This is a genomic window from Rhizobium sp. Root708 (assembly GCF_001429725.1).
Classification (GTDB): domain Bacteria; phylum Pseudomonadota; class Alphaproteobacteria; order Rhizobiales; family Rhizobiaceae; genus Rhizobium.
The window spans coordinates 159,966-179,674 of sequence record NZ_LMHV01000042.1 but is presented as its reverse complement, the minus strand read 5'-3'; the positions used below and the strand labels follow the sequence as shown (position 1 = coordinate 179,674).

At 61.5% G+C, this 19,709-nt stretch carries 18 protein-coding genes; 9 read left to right on the top strand and 9 right to left on the bottom strand.

Features of this window, described 5'->3' with window-relative positions; all coding sequences use genetic code 11:
* Positions 1-18: 18 nt before the first annotated feature.
* From ASE04_RS23525 to ASE04_RS23510, 4 genes are all read right to left on the bottom strand, one after another.
* Positions 19-888, bottom strand: a complete 870-nt coding sequence (locus ASE04_RS23525) for a cytochrome c1 (RefSeq protein WP_056823512.1) — start codon at positions 886-888, stop codon at positions 19-21.
* Between the two features lie 25 nt (positions 889-913).
* Positions 914-2,191: a cytochrome b gene (locus ASE04_RS23520; protein ID WP_056823509.1), complete on the bottom strand. Its 1,278-nt coding sequence runs from the start codon at positions 2,189-2,191 to the stop codon at positions 914-916.
* Positions 2,192-2,204: 13 nt separating this feature from the next.
* Entirely contained in the window at positions 2,205-2,783 is a 579-nt protein-coding gene (gene petA / locus ASE04_RS23515) for a ubiquinol-cytochrome c reductase iron-sulfur subunit (protein WP_056823507.1), read from the bottom strand.
* 559 nt (positions 2,784-3,342) lie between these two features.
* A complete protein-coding gene (locus tag ASE04_RS23510; protein WP_056823499.1) occupies positions 3,343-5,247 on the bottom strand; it encodes an ABC transporter ATP-binding protein in 1,905 nt (634 codons plus the stop codon).
* Positions 5,248-5,409: 162 nt separating this feature from the next.
* Between ASE04_RS23510 and ASE04_RS23505 the strand changes: the two genes are divergently transcribed.
* Positions 5,410-5,652 (top strand): CopG family ribbon-helix-helix protein, encoded by a 243-nt coding sequence (locus tag ASE04_RS23505; RefSeq protein WP_056823490.1) that lies wholly within the window; start codon positions 5,410-5,412, stop codon positions 5,650-5,652.
* A 49-nt stretch (positions 5,653-5,701) separates the two neighbouring features.
* Here the strand turns inward: ASE04_RS23505 and ASE04_RS23500 are convergent, their stop codons facing one another.
* Positions 5,702-7,558: an ABC transporter ATP-binding protein gene (locus ASE04_RS23500; protein ID WP_056823487.1), complete on the bottom strand. Its 1,857-nt coding sequence runs from the start codon at positions 7,556-7,558 to the stop codon at positions 5,702-5,704.
* Between the two features lie 387 nt (positions 7,559-7,945).
* Between ASE04_RS23500 and ASE04_RS23495 the strand changes: the two genes are divergently transcribed.
* Positions 7,946-8,407 carry a tRNA (cytidine(34)-2'-O)-methyltransferase gene (locus tag ASE04_RS23495; RefSeq protein WP_056823478.1) on the top strand — a complete coding sequence of 154 codons (462 nt, stop codon included), beginning with the start codon at positions 7,946-7,948 and terminating at the stop codon, positions 8,405-8,407.
* A gap of 203 nt (positions 8,408-8,610) precedes the next feature.
* On the top strand, positions 8,611-10,257 hold the full coding sequence (locus ASE04_RS23490; RefSeq protein ID WP_056823474.1) for a Na/Pi cotransporter family protein: 1,647 nt from the start codon (positions 8,611-8,613) through the stop codon (positions 10,255-10,257).
* A gap of 9 nt (positions 10,258-10,266) precedes the next feature.
* Here the strand turns inward: ASE04_RS23490 and ASE04_RS23485 are convergent, their stop codons facing one another.
* Complete coding sequence (locus tag ASE04_RS23485) at positions 10,267-10,527, bottom strand: hypothetical protein (RefSeq protein ID WP_056823471.1); 261 nt, start codon at positions 10,525-10,527, stop codon at positions 10,267-10,269.
* A 178-nt stretch (positions 10,528-10,705) separates the two neighbouring features.
* On the opposite strand from ASE04_RS23485, the gene hemF reads away from it, so the two are divergent.
* The 3 genes from hemF to ASE04_RS23470 all read left to right on the top strand — a co-directional run bounded on the left by hemF (position 10,706) and on the right by ASE04_RS23470 (position 12,278).
* Positions 10,706-11,620 (top strand): oxygen-dependent coproporphyrinogen oxidase, encoded by a 915-nt coding sequence (gene hemF, locus ASE04_RS23480; RefSeq protein WP_056823467.1) that lies wholly within the window; start codon positions 10,706-10,708, stop codon positions 11,618-11,620.
* A gap of 100 nt (positions 11,621-11,720) precedes the next feature.
* Positions 11,721-11,981: a hypothetical protein gene (locus tag ASE04_RS23475; protein WP_056823464.1), complete on the top strand. Its 261-nt coding sequence runs from the start codon at positions 11,721-11,723 to the stop codon at positions 11,979-11,981.
* Positions 11,982-12,092: 111 nt separating this feature from the next.
* The gene (locus ASE04_RS23470; RefSeq protein WP_056823462.1) at positions 12,093-12,278 is read left to right on the top strand and encodes a DUF1059 domain-containing protein; all 186 of its coding nucleotides are present in this window, start codon (positions 12,093-12,095) and stop codon (positions 12,276-12,278) included.
* A 1-nt stretch (position 12,279) separates the two neighbouring features.
* Here ASE04_RS23470 and ASE04_RS23465 read toward each other — a convergent pair whose 3' ends face one another.
* Genes ASE04_RS23465 through ASE04_RS23455 form a run of 3 tightly spaced genes read right to left on the bottom strand, consistent with a single transcriptional unit; the run spans position 12,280 to position 14,794 of the window.
* Positions 12,280-13,539: a CCA tRNA nucleotidyltransferase gene (locus ASE04_RS23465; RefSeq protein WP_056823458.1), complete on the bottom strand. Its 1,260-nt coding sequence runs from the start codon at positions 13,537-13,539 to the stop codon at positions 12,280-12,282.
* Complete coding sequence (locus tag ASE04_RS23460) at positions 13,536-14,174, bottom strand: CoA pyrophosphatase (protein ID WP_056823454.1); 639 nt, start codon at positions 14,172-14,174, stop codon at positions 13,536-13,538. Before ASE04_RS23460 ends, ASE04_RS23465 begins: the two co-directional genes overlap by 4 nt.
* On the bottom strand, positions 14,171-14,794 hold the full coding sequence (locus tag ASE04_RS23455) for a DUF1285 domain-containing protein (protein ID WP_056823451.1): 624 nt from the start codon (positions 14,792-14,794) through the stop codon (positions 14,171-14,173). Before ASE04_RS23455 ends, ASE04_RS23460 begins: the two co-directional genes overlap by 4 nt.
* A gap of 159 nt (positions 14,795-14,953) precedes the next feature.
* On the opposite strand from ASE04_RS23455, the gene ASE04_RS23450 reads away from it, so the two are divergent.
* From ASE04_RS23450 to ASE04_RS23440, 3 genes are read left to right on the top strand one after another with little or no spacing between them, the layout of a single operon-like run.
* Positions 14,954-15,964 carry an AAA family ATPase gene (locus tag ASE04_RS23450; protein WP_056823448.1) on the top strand — a complete coding sequence of 337 codons (1,011 nt, stop codon included), beginning with the start codon at positions 14,954-14,956 and terminating at the stop codon, positions 15,962-15,964.
* Between the two features lie 13 nt (positions 15,965-15,977).
* On the top strand, positions 15,978-16,898 hold the full coding sequence (locus tag ASE04_RS23445) for a DUF58 domain-containing protein (RefSeq protein WP_056823444.1): 921 nt from the start codon (positions 15,978-15,980) through the stop codon (positions 16,896-16,898).
* On the top strand, positions 16,895-19,708 hold the full coding sequence (locus ASE04_RS23440; protein ID WP_056823442.1) for a DUF4159 domain-containing protein: 2,814 nt from the start codon (positions 16,895-16,897) through the stop codon (positions 19,706-19,708). The genes ASE04_RS23445 and ASE04_RS23440 overlap by 4 nt, the downstream gene beginning before the upstream one ends.
* Position 19,709 lies beyond the last annotated feature (1 nt).

Here is a 19,709-nt window from a genome sequence, read left to right as displayed (position 1 = left end):
CACTTGGAGATGAAACTCTTAGTGTTCCTTGTTTGCGTAAACCGAACGCTTGGTCAGGTAGATCAACACCGAGAAGATCAGCAGGAAGATCATGACCATGAAGCCGGTGTGCTTGCGCTCGACCAGATGCGGCTCGGCAGCCCACATCAGGAAGGACGAAACGTCCTTGGCATACTGGTCGACTGTCGCCGGCGAACCGTCGTCGTAAGTCACCTGGCCATCCGACAGCGGCTTTGGCATCGCGAAAACAGCGGCGGCATGGAAGTACGGGTTGTAATGGGCACCCTGCGGCACCTGGAACCCGGCCGGCGGTTCTTCGTAACCGGTCAGCAGCGAGTAGATGTAGTCAGGGCCGCCTTCCTGGTACTGCGTGAAGATATCGAAGACGAAACGCGGGAAACCTCGCTCGACTTCGCGAGCCTTCGCGATCAGCGAGAAGTCAGGCGGAGCAGCACCGTTGTTCGACGCAGCGGCCGCCTCGGCGTTCGCGAACGGCGACGGGAAGTAATCGGAAGGCACGGCCTTGCGGGTGTACATGTCACCGCTGGCGTTCGGGCCGTCCTGGACTTCGTAGTTCGCTGCGAAAGCCTTGACCTGTGCGTCCGAGTAGCCGAGCTCGCCCAACGTACGGAACGGCACCAGCTTCATCGAGTGACAGGCGGCACAGACTTCGGTGTAAACCTTCAGGCCACGCTGAAGCTGACCCTTGTCGTAGGTGCCGAACGGACCTGCGAAGGACCAGTCGACCTCCTTGGGCTCCTTCAGCGGATAGTGCGGAGTCGCTGCCTCGTGATGCTCAGCAGGCTTTGCAGCCTCCTCAGCGAGAACCGCGGTTCCGAGACCGGCGACGACTGCGAGCGACAGAATGCTTGCAACAAGCTTTTTCATGTTTTTATTCCCTCTCGTCGCCCGCTTATGCCTTGGCCGTTGCAGCCGCGGCAGTCTTGTTGCGCTTTTCAAGCACCGCTTCCGTGATCGAGTTCGGCACACGGCGCGGCGTCTCGACGAGACCAAGCACCGGCATGACGACCAGGAAGAAGGCGAAGTAAAGCAGCGTACAGATCTGCGAGATCGTGGTGTAGAGGCCTTCCGCCGGCTGCGAACCGAGCCAGCCGAGGATGATCGCGTTGATCACGAACAGCCAGTAAGCCATCTTGTACCACGGACGATAGACCGCCGAACGAACCTTCGACGTGTCGAGCCACGGCAGGAAGAACAGCACGATGATCGCGCCGAACATCACGAGGACGCCTGCAAGCTTCGAGTCGATCGGGCCGACGTTGAAGGTGATCGAGCGCAGCATCGCGTAGAACGGCAGGAAGTACCATTCCGGAACGATGTGAGCCGGCGTCTTCAACGGATCAGCCGGAATATAGTTGTCGGCGTGACCGAGGAAGTTCGGCAGGTAGAAGACGAAGTAGGCGTAGACGAGCAGGAAGATCGAAACGCCGAGCGCATCCTTGAGCGTTGCATAAGGCGTGAAACGAACCGTGTCCGTCTTCGTCTTGACTTCAACGCCCGTCGGGTTCGTCTGGCCGGTGACGTGCAGCGCCCAGATATGCAGGACGACGACGCCGGCAATGACGAACGGCAGCAAGTAGTGCAGCGAGAAGAAGCGGTTCAGCGTCGGATTTTCGACCGCGAAGCCACCGAGCAGGAACTGCTGCACCCATTCGCCGACCAGCGGGAATGCCGAGAAGAAGCCGGTGATGACAGTCGCACCCCAGAAGGACATCTGACCCCAGGGCAGAACGTAGCCCATGAAGCCGGTCGCCATCATCAGCAGATAGATGAGAACGCCGAGGATCCAGAGGATTTCGCGCGGCGCCTTGTAGGAGCCGTAGTAGAGGCCGCGGGCGATGTGCAGGTAGACCGCGACGAAGAAGAACGACGCGCCGTTGGCGTGCATGTAGCGCAACAGCCAACCGTGGTTGACGTCGCGCATGATCTTTTCGACCGAGTTGAACGCAACCGTCGCTTCGGCGGCGTAGTGCATGGCAAGCACCACGCCGGTCAGGATCTGAACGATCAGCATGACCGACAGCATGGCGCCGAAGGTATAGGCATAGTTCAGATTACGCGGAACCGGATATGCAACGAAGCTGTCGTAGACGAGACGCGGCAGCGGAAGACGCGCATCGATCCACTTCTCGAGGCCGGTTGATGGCTCGTAGCTGGAATGGCCACTCATAAATCAGTCCCCCTCAACCGATCTTGATAACTTTGTCGGAAACGAACGAATAGGTCGGGATCGCCAGGTTTTGTGGCGCCGGACCTTTTCGGATGCGGCCGGCCGTATCATAGACCGAGCCATGGCAGGGACAGAACCATCCGTTGTATTCGCCGGCCTGGCCGAGCGGCACACAGCCGAGATGAGTGCAGGAACCGATCATGACGATCCAGTTTTCCTTGTCCTTGCCGGCGGAACGGTCGATGCCCGTTGCCTGCGCGTCAGCCGCAAGATTGGCGTTGCGCGCGACCGGATCCTTGAGCTCGGCCATCGGAACTTCATCCGCGGCCTTCACTTCCTCAGGTGTACGGTTGCGGATGAAAATCGGCTTGCCGCGCCACTTGGCGGTCAGCGACATTCCGGGCTCAAGGCTGGAAACATCGACTTCGATGGATGCCAGAGCCAATGTCGAGGCATCCGGGCGCATCTGATCGATAAACGGCCATGCGACCGAAACGGCGCCCACGGCGCCCGCCATACCAGTGGTGAGATAAAGGAAATCACGGCGAGTGGGCTCGCCCGTGACCTCGCTTGTCGTTTCGTGTTCGCTCACGGCTTAAACCATCCTCTACGCAAATTTTGCGGAACTCCGCCTTGCCCCTCGCAGCGGCGAATCTGTCATGACACAATTCGACCATAGATTCCCCACCAATCCGGCGCGTTCTATGCTTGATCGCAAATTATGTCCAGCCTTGGCAAGGCCATCCGGGCACAATGTCGCGGTAATCTCAGGTCGATTTTTAAAGACAATCACATGCTTGCAACATTGCTGCGACGCACAAAACACTAGCTCGCGGCCGCATGCGGAAATACTGGCGCTAGACTATCGACGCAGCTTCGCGAAAGAGACTTTATTCTGTGTGTGTCTCTGGACCGCCCGGAGCAATATCCTTGAGCGGCAGGATACAATACTGAGCGTGAGCTTTCGCTTATAGCTTCGCGCCCGACATTGCTTCGAAAGCTATAATGCCGAACGTTGTTCCGATGCCCACCGGGAGCGCGGTTTTGCTTTCACGGCGGCGATTGCCGCGACATTTCTGCTGGCGATCCGCCCACACGTCAGGACGCGCATTCGCCGCCTTGGCATATCTTCCACCACAGGCGAAGCCCGCTCAGATTACCTTGATCTCCTGGCCGGCACCACGGCCCGTATCCTCGGGCAGGTCGACAGCAAGGAAGCCGCCAGACTGCCGAGCCCACAATTCGGCATAGAGCCCGCGCTTGCGCAGAAGGGCCTCATGCGTCCCCTCTTCGATGATCTTTCCGCCGTCGATGACGATGAGGCGATCGAGCGCCGCGATGGTCGACAATCGGTGCGCGATCGCGATGACAGTCTTTCCGTCCATGATCCGGTTGAGGTTCGACTGGATCGCCTCCTCGACTTCGGAATCCAGAGCCGACGTTGCCTCGTCGAGCACGAGGATCGGCGCATCCTTCAGCATCACGCGGGCGATCGCGATGCGCTGCCGCTGACCGCCGGAAAGTTTGACGCCGCGCTCTCCCACATGCGCGTCGAAACCCTTACGCCCCTGCTGATCCTGCAGGCGCTCGATAAATCCGAGCGCCTCGGCCCGCCGGGCAGCCTCGATCAAGCGCCCCTCGCCTGCATCAGGTCGCCCGAAAAGGATGTTGTCGCGCACGGATCGATGCAGCAGCGACGTATCCTGGCTGACGACGCCGATCTGCATCCTGAGCGATTCCTGGTTGACCGCGGCAATATCCTGGCCATCGACCAGAATCCGCCCGCCTTCGAGATCGTAGAGCCTCAGCAGAAGGCTCACGAGCGTCGACTTTCCGGCACCCGACCGGCCGACAATGCCGACCTTCTCACCCGGGCGAACCGTCAGGGAGAAGTCGTCGATAACGCCTTTGCCCCTGCCGTAGTGGAACGAGACGTGCTCAAAGCGGATACCTGGCTCCTTGACGACCAACTCAGGCGCATTCGGCCGATCGACCAGCCCCAGAGGCTGCGAGATCAGCTCGGCGGAATTCTGGATCGTCCCGAGATTGCGCATGATACCGTTGAACTGCGTCATCAGGCGCCCGAGCAGAAAGTTGAGACGCAACACCAGGGCCAGCGAAAATGCCACGGCGCCGGCGCTGATCAGTCCCTGAAGCCACAGGTGAACACTGAGCGCCGCCATGCTGACGATCATGATGCCGGAGACCAGCGCCATCGACGCCCGAACACCGGTAATGAAGCGGGTGAACCGCAGAACCGTTTCCTGATAGAAATCGAAGCCTTCCCGCATGTAGCGGTCGGTCTCCTCGTCACGGGCGAAGAGCTTCAACGTCTGAATATTGCTGTAGGCGTCGACCATGCGGCCGTTGAGCATCGAAGCCGCTTCGGCGGTCTCGCGCGAATGGAAGCGGATACGCGGCACGAAGTACCGGGCGAGCATGCCGAAGGCGCAAAGCCAGGCCAGCACGACGGCAGCCAGCGTGAAGTCCAGGCGCGCAACCAGCACCAGCGTCGTGACCGCGTAGATTCCGACGAACCAGACGCTCTCCATCAGCGACGTGACAAGATCGCCGACGGCCTGCCCGGCCGACCAGACCTTGTTGACGACACGCCCGGAAAAATCGCTCTGGAAGAACGACAGCGACTGGCGGGAAACGTGCAGATAGGACTGCCAGCGGGCCAGGTTGTAGAATCCAGGCGTAATCACCTGCTGATCAACTAGCGCGATGAGCAGGGCCACGACGAAGCGGACCGCGCCGATAAGGACGAGCATGCCGAACAATTCGGCGCCATGCGCGGCGAGAAGTCCGCTCCACCCTGCCGCCGGAGTTATGGTCGCCAGAATATCGACGACACGGCCGACGAACCAGAACAAGGCCGCTTCGATCGCAGCCGAAAGCCCCCCGAGCACAAGCATCGCGATGAACGGCGTTTTCGCCTGGCCGATATAGAACGAGATGAATCCAAGGGTTGAGCGCGGCGGCTGAATATTGTCGCGCGGCGCAAAGGGTTCAATCCAGTTTTCGAAGATACGAAAGAGTCGATTCAAGAGCATATTTGGGATATAGGCTTATAAGCCGGAGCGGGGAAGAAAAACGCCCGCCGGACAAACCTTATATTTTCGTAACGTTTGGTAACATCAACGGCATCGCCGTTGCATGAAGCATAACTCGCCACAATCTCGGCGTAGGGTAGCATTTCACGGGAGACGGCCGCAATGCAGACGAAGACGTTTACGTCGAGTATTCCCCTGCCGCTGGCGGAGAGGCTCGATGCGATTATCGAACAGTTCGAGATACCCTACGATCAGATCGTGACGGAGGCGATTTCTGCCTGGATAGATCGCGAGGAAGAACGGCGTTTAGCCGTCCTGCGCGCCTTTGCCTCCGCCAACAGCATGGCTGTGGAAGGGCATCGGGTCATCGATTGGGCCGACAGCCTGTCAGCCGACAACCACTGAAACCCGCAATTGAAAAAGCCCTCCCTGAACGGATCAGGGAGGGCTTTTGTTATTCCGCCGCCGCTTCGGCGTCTTCGGAGTGATCGGCAATGAAGCCGCCCGATTGCCTGTTCCACAGATCGGCATAGACACCGCCCTGCTGAACCAGACCAAGATGCGTTCCCGCCTCGATGATCCTGCCGTTGTCGAGCACGATCAGGCGATCCATTTCCGTCAGCGTCGAGAGCCGGTGGGCAATGGCGATAACCGTCTTGCCTTCCATCAACGCGAACAGGTTCTCCTGGATCGCAGCTTCGACCTCGGAATCGAGCGCGGACGTGGCCTCGTCGAGCACGAGGATCGGCGCATCCTTCAGGAACACACGGGCGATCGCGATCCGCTGGCGCTGACCACCGGAGAGCTTCACGCCGCGCTCGCCGACCTGCGCGTCGAGCCCCTTGCGTCCCTGCATGTCGACCAGCCCCTCGATGAAGTCCCAGGCATTGGCGCGTTTTGCCGCCTGGGTGACTTCGGCATCCGAAGCGTCGGGACGACCGTAGGCGATGTTGTCGCGGATCGAGCGGTGCAGCAGGGAGGTATCCTGCGTGACGACACCGATCAACTCGCGCAGGCTCTCCTGCGAAACGCCGGCGATGTCCTGCCCGTCGATCGTGATGCGGCCTGACTCCAGATCGTAGAAGCGGAGAAGCAGGTTCATCAGCGTCGTCTTGCCGGCACCCGAACGGCCGACCAGGCCCACCTTCTCGCCCGGCTTGATGTCGAGCGACAGGTTGTCGATGACACCCTTGCCCTTGCCGTAGTGGAAGCGGATGTGATCGTAGTGGATCGCTCCCTTCTTGGCGGTAAGCTGCGGAGCCCCGGGCTTGTCCATGATGTCGTGCTGCTTGGACATCATCTCCATGCCGTCATAGACCGTGCCGATATTCTCGAACAGCGCCGAGACTTCCCACATGATCCACTGCGACATGCCGTTGACGCGCATCGCGAGGCCGATGGCAATCGCGATAGCGCCGACGGAGATCTGCCCGTTCAGCCAGAACCAGATCGACAGCCCCGATATCACGAACAGCGCAACGCAGTTGTTCATGTAGACGGAGATGTGAAACAGGGTCACGCGGCGCATCTGCGCATGGACGGTTCCGAGGAACTCCTCCATGCCGCTACGTGCGTATGTTTCTTCCCGCCCGGCATGCGAAAACAGCTTCACCGTGGCAATGTTCGTGTAGCTGTCGACCACGCGTCCGGTCATCATCGAGCGCGCATCTGCCTGCTGCGCCGCGATCTTGCGAAGCCGCGGAACGAAATAGGAAACGATGCCGACATAGACGGCGAGCCAGACAAGGATCGGGATCATCAACCGCCAGTCGGCGGCCGCGATTACGATGATCATCGTCAGGAAGTACGTGACCACATAGACGAAGACGTCGAGGATCTTCATCACGGTCTCGCGCACGGCGAGCGATGTCTGCATCACCTTCGTCGCAACGCGTCCGGCGAACTCGTTTGCGAAGAAGGTCATGCTGTGGCGCAGCAGGAAACGGTGCATCTGCCAGCGCGCAATCATCGGATAGTTGCCGAGAAGCACCTGGTGCATGATCAGCGAATCCAGCCCGGCGGCCAGCGGCAGACCGATGAGGATCAAGCCTCCCATCCATGCAAGGCGCGGCCATTCCGTCTGCAGGAAGGTTGCCTTGTCAGCCTTGGTCAGCCAATCGACGACATCGCCTAGGAACTGGAAGAGAGCCACTTCACCGATGGCGATGAAGGCCGTCAGCACGGCCATGATGCCCAGCCACGGCGCCGCCGGCTTGGTGTAGTGCCAGCAGAAGGCAAAGAGGCCCCTCGGCGGAACGCTTGGTTCTTCCGTGGGGAAAGGATTGAGGCGCTGTTCAAACCAGCCAAACATCGAGAATGCTCCGAAACTTCAGCGTTCCGGCCGCCCTGCCCGCGCAAAACACCGCGCGAAGGCACAAATCGGGAACCGGACGTTCAAGGGGCGAGGCCGTGACAGCCGCGCATTGGATCAAAAATGGGGATTCAGGAAAGAAATGGCACTAGGCGTGCCAGGTCGCCAGTCGTGGGTTCACGCGTCGAGAGCGCATACGCGGCAATATTTCCATCTTGGCGCTCCCTTCTGGCGATTAAAAGATGTGCACCGATAACGCGAATTCGCCCAAAATTCCAGCCCCTATTTGCCGAAAAACCGGCCAATAGGCACCAATACCGGGGCTGTTGCGCCCGCAACACTGCTGCAATAGGTAGATTTCCGCAAAAGCAACATGGCGGCATCGATATGACAGACCTCAGGATAGCACTCTATCAACCGGACATCGCCGGCAATACGGGAACGATCCTTCGGCTTGCCGCCTGCCTGGGTTTCGCGGTCGATATCATCGAGCCTGCGGGCTTCGACATATCGGATCGGAACCTGAAGCGCGCGGGCATGGATTATATTGCCGCCGCGGCGCTCACGCGGCATGTGACCTGGGGCCACTTCGACGCATGGCGGCAGAGGACGCCCCGCCGCCTGGTTCTCGCCTCGACCAAGGCATCCGGCCGATATACCGACTTTGCCTTTCGCCCCGACGACATCCTGCTCTTCGGCCGCGAAAGCGCCGGCGTTCCTGACAATGTCCATGACCGGTCGGACGCGCGGATTCTCATTCCGATGGTGGAAGGGCAGCGATCGATCAACGTTGCCGTATCCGCAGCGATGATCGTCGGCGAGGCGATGCGACAGACCGTATGGTCTTGAAAAGGCTGCGTCAGGCCAGCGCCGGTCTGTCCCGGAATATGTCGCAGACGGCATTGTGAATTCGCCAAAGGCGCGTATAGTTATTAGCCGGACAATAAAAGACGCATGTGAATCGCTGTGATTTCAATATTTTGAGCATATCGTATGCTTGAGATTGCGGACCGCATTCTTCATGCCGAAGGATAGAAAAAGACGGCACCGGCATGGAATCCACAATTGTCATGATCAACCTGTTCGGCGCCGTGGCATTGCTGCTGTTCGGCCTTGCGCAGGTGAAGGACGGCGTTTCGCGCGCGTTCGGCGCCAAGCTGAGGACGGGCCTTGCATCCGGTACCCGCAGCGGCGCCCGCTCGTTCGTGTCCGGCTTCCTTGCCACGATCGCCCTGCAGAGTTCGACAGCCACGGCCCTGATGGTGTCGTCCTTCGTCGAGCGCGAGTTGGTCAGGCCGCGCATGGCGCAGATCGTGCTGCTCGGCGCCAATGTCGGCACGGCGGTTACTGCGTGGATCGTCGCAACCGGCATCGAGTGGCTGTCGCCACTTGTCATCCTCGTAGGCATCGTTCTCTACAGAAGCGGCTCTTCCTCGCGGCAGGGCGGGGGCACGGCGCTGATCGGCATCGGCCTCATGCTTCTTTCCCTGCATCTGCTCAGCAGTGCCACCGAACCGATGCGCCAGTCGCCTGCCCTCGCCGCCTTCATCGGTCTGCTCGACAATGCCTGGCCGGTGGCATTGGCCTTTTCCGCGGGGATCGCGTTCATATCATCGTCCAGCCTCGCCGCCGTCGTCCTTATCCTGTCGCTGGCCTCGACCGGGATCCTGTCCGCCGGATTGATTGTCGTGCTTGTGCTCGGAGCGAACCTCGGCGGCGCCATTCCCCCGGTCATAGCCTCGCTCTCCGGTTCAGCGGCATCACGACGGGTCACGATCGGCAATCTGATCGTTCGCGCGATCGGCTGCCTCCTTATGCTCCCGATTGCCGGATACGCAGCCGATGCACTCGAGATGCTGCCGCTGGCGCCCGCCAAACTGCCAGTCGATATCCATCTGTGCTTCAACGTTCTCCTTGCCGCCCTCGCCTGGCCGTTCGCGCCACTGCTGTCCAGGTTGATGCAGAAGCTGGTCTCGTCCGATGTGCAGCCTGACGATGCACCGCGGTACCTCGACGAGCATGAACTGGCGACGCCCGTGGTGGCGCTCGCCAGCGCCACGCGCGAAGTGCTCGGCGTCGGCGACCTGATCGAGCGCATGCTGCTGCGGGCCTCGGCCTCCTTCGAGCGGAACGATCTGTCAAAGCTTGGCGAAATCCCGTCATTGGAACGGCGCGTGGATCGGCTTCAGCAGGAGGTCAAGGTCTACCTGTCGAAGCTCGGCCGCGCCGGCCTCAGCGAAGAGGACGGTCGCCGCTCCATCGTCATCATCGACTACGCCATCAACCTCGAGCACATCGGCGACATCATCGAGAAGGGACTGCTCTCGCAGATCACCAAGAAAGTCTCTCTCGGCCTCAAGTTCTCCGACGACGGCTATGCCGAGCTGACCAAGCTTTTCCACCTGACGATCGACAACCTGCGCATCGCCCAGACGATCTTCGTCACGCGCGACTTCAACCTCGCCAAGCAATTGATGGAGGTGAAAGTGGAGGTAAGGCACATGGAAAAGCAGTCCTCGGAGCGCCATCTGGAACGACTGAGGGATGGCCGAACCGACAGCCTGCAGACGAGTTCTCTGCACTTGGACATGCTGCGCGACCTCAAGCGCATCAACGCCCACATCGTTTCCGTCGCGCATCCGATCCTCGATGAGAGCGGCCTTCTGATCGAAAGCCGCCTGCGCAATCCGGCGGAATAGTGAGAACGCTCAATCGGCCGATGGCAAGCGCCGCATGGTGAATTCGATGCGGTCGCCTTCGATCTGGCGCCAGCTTTCCACTTCGGTCCAATAAGCCGCCTTGGGATACTCGTCGAACCACTCACGGGCCTTTGCCCGCGCCTCAAGCAAATTGAGGCAATAAGTCTGCCGCACGAAACGATCATTCTTCCGGGGGGTACCTTCCGCCCGGTGGGTAGCAATCCGTCGCTTCAACCCGTCGAAGGACGGCGGTCCAGGGATTTTCGTCATAAGTCTACCTCTGGAAGAAAACGTAGTATTGAAAATCGCTTTTTGCGAGTCGAATCTGAGCCAACCTCACGGCGCGACTCGCGCTGCTGGCGAGCGCGGAATGCAACTGCTATCAGGAAGCAACAGTGACAGACGACGAGTCGCATCGGGGGATGCAGGCTCACCGGAGACGACGCCAATGGAACGACCAGACCTGCCGATCGGCTTGCCTGAGGACATCGAGGAAAAGAAGACGGCCGCCCGTGCGTGGTTCGAAGGGCTGCGCGACACGATCTGCGCCTCCTTCGAAACGATCGAGGACGAGCTGACGGGTCCACTTTCCGATCGCGACCCCGGCCGCTTCGTGGCAAAGGACTGGCAGCGCGAGAACGGTGCTGGCGGCGGCGGCCGCATGTCGATGATGCATGGCCGCGTTTTCGAAAAGGTCGGCGTCCACACCTCCACCGTCTACGGCGAATTCGCACCGGATCTGCGCGCGCAAATGCCAGGCGCCAAGGAAGATCCCCGCTTCTGGGCATCGGGCATTTCGCTGATCGCTCATCCCGTCAATCCGAACGTTCCGGCCGTGCACATGAACACCCGCATGGTCGTCACCTCCAGCCGCTGGTTCGGGGGCGGTGCGGACCTCACGCCGGTTCTCGATCGCAGGCGCGACCAGGAGGACGAGGACAGCCGCCTCTTCCACAAGGCGATGGAAATTGCCTGTCGCACCCACTCCGCTGTCGCCGACTACGCGGCCTACAAGCAATGGTGCGACGATTACTTCTTTCTGAAGCACCGAAACGAGCATCGCGGCATTGGCGGCATCTTCTACGACTGGCTGCATTCCGGCGAGGAGATCGGCGGCTGGGACGCCGATTTCGCCTTCACGCGCGACGTCGGCCGCGCGTTTTCCATGGTTTATCCACGGATTGTTCGCGCCAACTTCAATAAACAGTGGACAGAACAGGATCGTGAAGAACAATTGATTCGCCGCGGGCGCTATGTGGAGTTCAATCTCCTTTATGATCGTGGAACGATCTTCGGCCTGAAGACGGGAGGAAATGTCGAGTCCATTCTTTCATCGCTGCCCCCCATGGTGCGCTGGCCGTAATCGGGGAAAGTGTGATCGAGGTGCTCGGAATGCTTTCAATTCGGAGGGTTGAGTAGTAACCTAGCAAACGTTCGTGCGTAACAATCGGAGGAGGATTGTCATGACGATACAGAGTGGGTCACCGTCGGCGGCGGGGATTCAGCAGACACCACGCATTCTCGACGCACCGGAGTTCCTGCAACGAATTGCGGAAGAGATGCGAGCGAAGAGCGGGTCCGATCTGCCCCTTTCCTGCTATGTCGAGCAAGTAAAACTACAGCTCGCCAGCGGCCGTTCGCCGGAAGAATTGTCCAATCTGGCCAAGGGCCAGGACAATCAGGTGAGCACCGACTGCTACCGCGCTTGGGCCATGCCCGAATAGCATCCAGTTGCCGGCCGGCGCAGCAACCGGCCGGAACCTTCTTGCCCCTTCGAGCATTGACCTGAACCGTCACCCGCGTGACGTCGGGTCGACCCAAGACAGGAGGACGGAATGAGAATTTTCGAATGTGGAACGCTTGTACCGGGATGCGATTGGCACACCCGGGCAAACGACGATGCGGAAGTCGTTCGCCGGGTTGTCGATCACATGAAGACAGCGCACGGCGAAACCATCATCCGTGAAAACATGGTGGATAATATCAAGGCACGCATCCGCAACGAAGCGAACGCCGCCTGATCTAGTTGTTTTTGACCACATCATTCAGCCGGGCGAGCAATGCCGCCCGGTCTTGTCCGAAATTGCCGTCGATCCACTCCTTTTCGAGCATCGAAAGCTTTTCGCCGACCACCTTTCCTGGCTCTACGCCGGCAGCGAGCACATCGCCGCCGCTGAGAGGGAAATTGGGCTTCTGCCAACGCTCGGCGTGATCCAGCAGTTTTCCGAGTCGCGCCGAACGTGCCATTTCCTTGACATCACCCTCGGCTTTGCCCCTCGCGACCGCAAGCGCGAGCTTGAGACGCATGGCAATCCCCGACGTTCCATCCCGGTATAGCAAGCGGTCGAAAGCGGCCGACGACAGTTCATCATCGACAGGCTGCGTGCGTGCCCAGGTCTTCAGAATGTCGGTATCCGCGTTCGACAACCGCAGCCTCGCCGCCATCTTCTCCATTCTGTCGACGTCGGGCGGTACGATTGCCGCGAGCCGAAGCAGCGGATCCGGCGTCCACTCAAGCGCCGTTTCCGTCGCAACCAGCGCGGGGATTGCGTCGATCCCCCATTTCTCGCTTTCCGGCAATATTTCGGTCAGGACGCCCATCTGGCGCATCCAGAGCAGAGCGCGGCCCGGATCGGGTGCCGAAAGCAGTTTGCGCAATTCCGACCAGACACGCTCGGCAGACAGCGTCTTTAGCTTGGCACGTGCGGCCGCCGCCGCTCTCAGTCCATCGGCGTCCGGTCGTCCCGAACCGTAATAGGCAAAAAACCGGAAGAACCGCAGGACGCGCAGATAGTCCTCGGCTATGCGGGTCGCCGCATCGCCGATAAAGCGGATGCTGCGCTTCTCGATATCAGCAAGACCGCCCACGAGGTCGATCACCTCGCCTTCAGCATCCACATAAAGCGCGTTGATCGTCAGATCCCGCCGCTCCGCGTCGGTGCGCCAATCGTTGCTGAACGCGACCTTCGCGCGCCGGCCGTCCGTCTCGACGTCGGCCCGAAGCGTGGTGACTTCGAAAGGCTTGCCGGAGATCACAAGCGTGACGGTCCCATGCGCAAGACCCGTCGGAACAGCCTTGATCGCAGCCGCCTCGGCACGCTTCATCACCACATCGGGCGTCAGCGTCGTTGCCATGTCGATATCGCTGACCGGCAGGCGCATCAGGCTGTTGCGCACCGCACCGCCCACCACGCGGCCCTCGCCTCCATCCGCATTGAGCAGGTCGAAGGCCCGCTTCAGCGAGGGATCCTTGAACCACGCCGCGTCAGCAAGGTTGGTCATGCATAAAGCCTTTCGTAGAGCGTGCGGACAATGCCGGCGGTAATGCCCCAAATCATCCGTGTTTCATAGGGCATGCGGTAGAAGTGCCGGTCGAGCCCGTCAATCATCCGCTTGTCCCTGGTGTGATTGGCCGGGTCCATCAGGAAGGACAGCGGCACTTCGAACACATCGTCGACTTCGCTCGGATTGAGGTGAAGCTCGAAACCGCGCTGGACGACCGCAAGCACGGGCGTTATGCGAAATCCTGTCGAGGCAAGGTAGTTCGGCAGCCGCCCGACCGTCTCCACGTACGTATCGTCCAGGCCGATCTCTTCCCTGGTCTCGCGGATCGCCGCCTGCTCCGGCGAGCGGTCGACCTCGTCGATCTTGCCGCCGGGAAAGGCGATCTGTCCCGAATGTTTGCGCAGCGTTGCCGTTCTCTGCGTGAAGATCACGCTCGCCCGGTCGCCATCATCAATCACCGGCACCAGCACCGCGGCATCGCGCAGCTTGAAGGTCTCGACCTGCGCGACGATGTCAGGGTTGAGGATGTGGTCGCCATGATCGCGCCACGACGATTCAATCGGCCCGCCGCTCTGGTGAAGAGCGCGACGGCGAAATTCCGATGCGGTGTAAAGCGAGGAACGGTCGGTCATTGTGAAAGGGTACCCAGTTCCTCGGCCGGCATGACGGCGAAACGCTGGCCGCCGGAGCGGACGCAGAACATCGCCTCGCCGTCTATTTCGCAAACCTCGCCGAGCTCGACCAGTTCATACATCACCGCCCGCGAAACAAGCGCTTCGAGGCGCCCGCGCACCAGCAGATATGGCTTGAGCTCATCGTGCTCCCCCTGGATCACGAAGCGGAGCGGATGTTGTTCACCAGCCTCCACGACATCGCCGACGTTCGTGCGGAAGGTAAGCAGCGGCTCTCCGTCGCGTTCGGACAGGTTCATCTCGACGGCGACGAATGGCGCATCGACGACCCTAATCCCTACTTTTTCCACAGGAGTTACCAGGTATGTCTTGCCGTCGTCATCCTTGCGCAGCACCGTCGAGAACAGCCGCACCAGCGGCGCGCGTCCGATCGGCGTCCCCATGTAGAACCAGGTTCCGTCGGCGCGGATTTCCATGTCGATGTCGCCGCAAAAGGGGGGATTCCAGCGATCCACCGGCGGAAGCTCGCGTTTTCCCTCGCCACCGTCGCCGGCAGCACGCGCAATCAGGGCCGCCAGACCGGCCGCATCCGTCTTTTCGCTGATCTCTCCGGTTGCCATTCTTCCGTCCCGGTTTACCCTTAACCCAAGCATCGTCACGAGATAGTCATTCGAAACGAACTTGTCAGCCCGCAACATCTTCATAACTCTATCGGGTATGGGTGAGACGTGTAAGTCCGTCGATTCGCGACGATTGATTTCAGCCGCTGGAGATCCCTGATGGGTATGATGAAGAACGAAGCCCCGCTTGATGAGAAGGCGATCGTCGCCGCGGCCGAAAAAGCACTTGCTGATATCGCCGCCGTCCGTGCGGAAGTCTCGAAGGTCATCTTCGGCCAGGAGAGCGTCGTCGAGAACACGCTGCTCGCCGTTCTTTCCGGCGGCCACGCCCTGCTCGTCGGCGTGCCGGGCCTTGCCAAGACCAAGCTGGTCACCACGCTCGGCGAAGTGCTCGGGCTTGGCGCCAACCGAATTCAGTTCACCCCCGACCTCATGCCCTCGGATATTCTCGGCTCGGAAGTGATGGATCAGGACGATAGCGGTCGTCGATCATTCCGCTTCGTAAAGGGTCCGGTCTTCGCCCAGCTCCTGATGGCGGATGAGATCAACCGCGCATCGCCGCGCACCCAGTCCGCCTTGCTGCAGTCGATGCAGGAATACCACATCACCGTGGCCGGCCAGCGCTACGACCTGCCCTCGCCCTTCCACGTTCTCGCCACGCAGAACCCGCTGGAGCAGGAAGGCACCTATCCGCTGCCGGAAGCCCAGCTCGACCGCTTCCTGCTGCAGGTCGACGTCCACTATCCCGAGCTTGCCGCCGAACGTCAGATCCTGCTGGAAACAACCGGCCTCAGCGAGACCAAGCCGCAATCCGTCCTGAACGCGGAACGCCTCGTCGAGATTCAGACGCTGATCCGCCAGATGCCGGTCAGCGACCGGGTGGTCGACGCGATCCTCGCGCTGGTTCGCTCCGCGCGCCCCGGCCAGGGCAATCAATCGACGGACAAGAACGTCGCATGGGGTCCCGGCCCGCGCGCCGGCCAGGCGATGATGCTCTGCGCCCGGGCTCGCGCCCTTTATGAAGGCCGCCTCGCACCATCGCTCGACGACGTCCACGCATTGGCCGAACCCATCCTTCAGCATCGCATGGCACTGACCTTCGCGGCCCGCGCAGAGGGAATGTCTGTCCGCGATGTCATCGCCGACCTCGTCAAGCAAGCCAAGGGATAAGGAAGCCTGACGCGTGGCACCTATCGGACAGATCGTCAATCCGACCTCAGGCAACGATGCCCTCGCCCGCGCACGCCAGCGCGCGAGCCTGGTGCCGGATTGCCTGGTGGAAGCCAAGCGCATTGCAAATACCGTGATCGCCGGCTGGCACGGCCGCCGCAAGCGCGGCATCGGTGAGAATTTCTGGCAGTTCAGGCCCTATACGGACGGCGAAAGCCTGTCGCGGATCGATTGGCGGCGTTCCGCCCGGGACGACCACACCTATATCCGCGACCGCGAATGGGAGGCCGCACATACGATCTGGCTCTGGGCCGACATGTCGCCGTCGATGATGTACAAGTCGAGCTTCGGCAGTGTGTCCAAGGAAAGCCGCGCGCTCGTCATCATGCTGGCACTTGCCGAAATCCTCGCCCGTTCCGGAGAGCGCGTCGGCTGCCCCGGGGTGATGGAGCCCGTTTCCGCCCGCAACGCCGCTGAACGTCTCGCGGCAGCCCTGATGCACGCCCCCCTCGCCGGTGGCCTCCCGGATACCGCCATGATCCGGGGCTGGAGCGATCTGGTTCTGATCGGCGATTTCCTCGATGAGGCGCAGGCCGTGATGGCGCGGATCGGCCCGCTGGCTCGCCGCGGCCTGCGCGGCCATGTGATCGAGATTGCCGATCCCGCCGAGGAAGTGTTCCCCTATAGCGGCCGCACCGAATTCACCGATCCCGAGACAGGCTCGAAACTAACCTCCGGCAGAGCCGAGAACCTGCGCGAAGCCTATACCGGCGCCTATCTTTCCCGCCGCGCCGGTCTCGGCGAGGCGCTTCGCCATCTCGGCTGGACTTTCATCAGCCACCGCACGGATCATCTTGCTTCCGAGGCACTGGTCGCAGTGCACATGTACCTCTCCGGAATGCCGGCCAAGGCAAACCACGGAGGGCAACTATGAGCGCTCTCCCCTTTGCCTTCGCCTATCCGGCCATTCTCGGCGCTCTGATCGCGCTGCCTATCATCTGGTGGCTGCTCCGCCTGACACCGCCGCGGCCTCAAAGCGAAGTCTTCCCACCCCTGAAGATCCTGGCGACCGTTCTCAAGCGGGAAGAAACGCCGGCGCAAAGCCCGTGGTGGCTGACATTGCTGCGCATGCTGATGGCAGCCGCCGTGATCCTGGCGATCGCCGACCCCGTCTTCAATCCGCGCACCAGCTCGCTTGCCTCGGGCGGCCCGCTTGTGCTGTTCGTCGATAACGGCTGGGCAACCTCGCCGGACTGGGAACGCCGCGTGAAGACAGCCGACGCGCTGATCGACGACGCAGAATCCGCCGGCATCCCGGTTTCGATCGCGTTCACCGCCGACCCGACCAACGATGCCGTGGCCGGAACAGCCGCAGTTGCAAGGGACAAGCTGCGTGCCGCGGAGCCGAAGCCGCTCGTGCCGGATCGTCAGCGTGCATTCGAAGCCTTGCGTGCGGCATTGAACGGTGTTCACCCCGGCACCCTCGCATTTCTGACTGATGGCGCCGCCGCGAAAGAAGCCGATGCGACGGTCAAGCAGCTCTCCGATCTGCAGCCCGGCCAGTTGCGCCTTGTGACCGGTGACCAGAAAGACACGGTCGCCATCACGACGGCAAGCAATGCCGCGGGCTCCATGAGCGTGACTGCGACGCGTCTCGACGGCACGCTCGCCGCCTCCCTGCCGTTGACGGCACAGGATGCCCAGGGCCGCCCGATCGCGGCTGGAGCGGTCGACTTCCAACCCGGCCAATCGGTCGCCACCGGCTCGATCACCGCTCCGTTCGAGATGCGCAACGATTTCGCCCGCGTCAGCATCGACAATCACGCGACGGCCGGCGCTGTCCATCTGCTCGATGACGGCTTCAAGCGCCGTCGCGTCGTACTGCTCTCGGGCGAAGCACGCGACGACTTCCAGCCGCTGCTATCCCCGCTTTATTACATCCAGCGCGCGCTTCAGCCCTATGCGGACCTGATCGAGCCGAATTCGCCTGATCTTGCGTCCGCGATCCCGGACCTGCTCTCGCAGAACCCCTCGGTGATCATCATGGCCGATATCGGCCGCCTGCCGCAGGAAACCTACGAGCCGCTGCAGCGCTGGATCGCCAATGGCGGCACGCTCATCCGCTTCGCCGGACCGCGCCTCGCCGCGGCACCCGCCGACGACCCGCTCGTACCCGTGACGCTGCGCCAGGGCGAGCGCGCACTCGGCGGCGCCCTGTCCTGGGCCGAACCGCAGCCACTGGCGGAATTCCCGAACTTCGGCCCCTTCGCTGGCATGGCGAAGCCGACCGACGTGACCGTCAAGCGACAGGTGCTGGCCGAGCCGACCCCGGATCTCGCCGAGCGCACCTGGGCAAGCCTTGCGGATGGCACGCCACTTGTGACGACCAAGCCGATCAGCGCCGGACGGATCGTTCTCTTCCACGTCAGTGCAGAAGCCACCTGGTCCGACCTTCCTATCTCGGGAAACTTCGTCGAGATGCTGCGGCGGATCGTGCAACTGTCGAGATCGGGCGGAGTGACCTCGGAGGCAGGTGCGGCAAGCACCGCCGAAGCACTCTCGCCGTTCCGCCTTCTGACCGCCAAGGGCGCCCTGACGACGGAAACCGGTGCCGCCCGCCCGTTGATCCCGAACGCCAAGACCACACCGCTCGCGAGCTTCGACAATCCGCCTGGCCTGTACGGTTCGGAAGAAGGCTTCACCGCATTGAATGTGCTACCGGCAAACGCCGAACTGAAACCGCTCGATACGTCAGGGGTAACCTTGGTTCGCGAGGGCCTGATCGGCGGCGAGACCTGGTCCGCCAAACCCGCCTTGTTCCTGATCGCCCTGTTTCTGCTGGTCGCGGACAGCCTGATCGTGATGTTCATGGGCGGTGCCTTCTCGCGCGTTCGTGGCGCAGGCCGCGCCGTTGCCGTGGTTGCCGTCGCGCTGGGCGCGCTCGCGCTCGTACACCCGTCCTCCTCGTGGGCCGACGATTCCAAACCCGGCGACGAGCAGATCCTGCAGCGTCTCGACAACACGCACCTCGCCTATGTGGTGACCGGTGAAGCCGAGATCGACCGGATTTCCGAGCGCGGGCTGGAAGGTCTGACCGATTTCCTGACCTACCGCACGACGCTTGAACCGGCGCCCCCCGTCGGCCTCGATCTGGCCAAGGACGAGCTCGCATTCTACCCGATCATCTACTGGCCGGTGTCGGCCACCGCTCCGATGCCGTCAGCCGCGGCGATCAACAAGATCGACGCCTACATGCGCTCGGGCGGAACGGTGCTGTTCGATACGAAGGATCAATTCAACGCGCTCGACAACAGCGCCGGTGCGAGCAGTGCCAATGGCGAGCGCCTGCAACAGATTCTGGCCGGGCTCGACATACCACCGCTGGAGCCGGTCCCCTCGGATCACGTGCTGACAAAGTCGTTCTATCTGCTGTCGAGCTTCCCGGGCCGCTATGCCGGCAGCCCGCTCTGGATCGAGGCGCGCCAGGACAACCGTTCTGCAAACGCCAAGTCCGCCGCGACGGCCGACGGTGTCTCGCCGATCCTGATCACCGGCAATGATCTTGCCGGCGCCTGGGCGGTTGACGCGAATGGCGCTCCGCTCCTACCGACGGTGCCGCCGGATGAAACGCAGCGCGAATATGCCTATCGAACCGGCGTCAACATCATGATGTACATGCTGACCGGCAACTACAAGACGGACCAGGTCCACGTGCCTGCCCTGCTGGAAAGACTGGGGCAGTAGC

Excerpts from the sequence above, each read along its gene's own strand:
- ASE04_RS23525 (WP_056823512.1), bottom strand. The coding sequence starts at position 888 with ATGAAAAAGCTTGTTGCAAGCATTCTGTCGCTCGCAGTCGTCGCCGGT.
- ASE04_RS23520 (WP_056823509.1), bottom strand. The coding sequence starts at position 2,191 with ATGAGTGGCCATTCCAGCTACGAGCCATCAACCGGCCTCGAGAAGTGG.
- ASE04_RS23510 (WP_056823499.1), bottom strand. The coding sequence starts at position 5,247 with ATGCTCTTGAATCGACTCTTTCGTATCTTCGAAAACTGGATTGAACCC.
- ASE04_RS23505 (WP_056823490.1), top strand. The coding sequence starts at position 5,410 with ATGCAGACGAAGACGTTTACGTCGAGTATTCCCCTGCCGCTGGCGGAG.
- ASE04_RS23500 (WP_056823487.1), bottom strand. The coding sequence starts at position 7,558 with ATGTTTGGCTGGTTTGAACAGCGCCTCAATCCTTTCCCCACGGAAGAA.
- ASE04_RS23495 (WP_056823478.1), top strand. The coding sequence starts at position 7,946 with ATGACAGACCTCAGGATAGCACTCTATCAACCGGACATCGCCGGCAAT.
- ASE04_RS23490 (WP_056823474.1), top strand. The coding sequence starts at position 8,611 with ATGGAATCCACAATTGTCATGATCAACCTGTTCGGCGCCGTGGCATTG.
- ASE04_RS23485 (WP_056823471.1), bottom strand. The coding sequence starts at position 10,527 with ATGACGAAAATCCCTGGACCGCCGTCCTTCGACGGGTTGAAGCGACGG.
- hemF (WP_056823467.1), top strand. The coding sequence starts at position 10,706 with ATGGAACGACCAGACCTGCCGATCGGCTTGCCTGAGGACATCGAGGAA.
- ASE04_RS23475 (WP_056823464.1), top strand. The coding sequence starts at position 11,721 with ATGACGATACAGAGTGGGTCACCGTCGGCGGCGGGGATTCAGCAGACA.
- ASE04_RS23470 (WP_056823462.1), top strand. The coding sequence starts at position 12,093 with ATGAGAATTTTCGAATGTGGAACGCTTGTACCGGGATGCGATTGGCAC.
- ASE04_RS23465 (WP_056823458.1), bottom strand. The coding sequence starts at position 13,539 with ATGACCAACCTTGCTGACGCGGCGTGGTTCAAGGATCCCTCGCTGAAG.
- ASE04_RS23460 (WP_056823454.1), bottom strand. The coding sequence starts at position 14,174 with ATGACCGACCGTTCCTCGCTTTACACCGCATCGGAATTTCGCCGTCGC.
- ASE04_RS23455 (WP_056823451.1), bottom strand. The coding sequence starts at position 14,794 with ATGGCAACCGGAGAGATCAGCGAAAAGACGGATGCGGCCGGTCTGGCG.
- ASE04_RS23450 (WP_056823448.1), top strand. The coding sequence starts at position 14,954 with ATGGGTATGATGAAGAACGAAGCCCCGCTTGATGAGAAGGCGATCGTC.
- ASE04_RS23440 (WP_056823442.1), top strand. The coding sequence starts at position 16,895 with ATGAGCGCTCTCCCCTTTGCCTTCGCCTATCCGGCCATTCTCGGCGCT.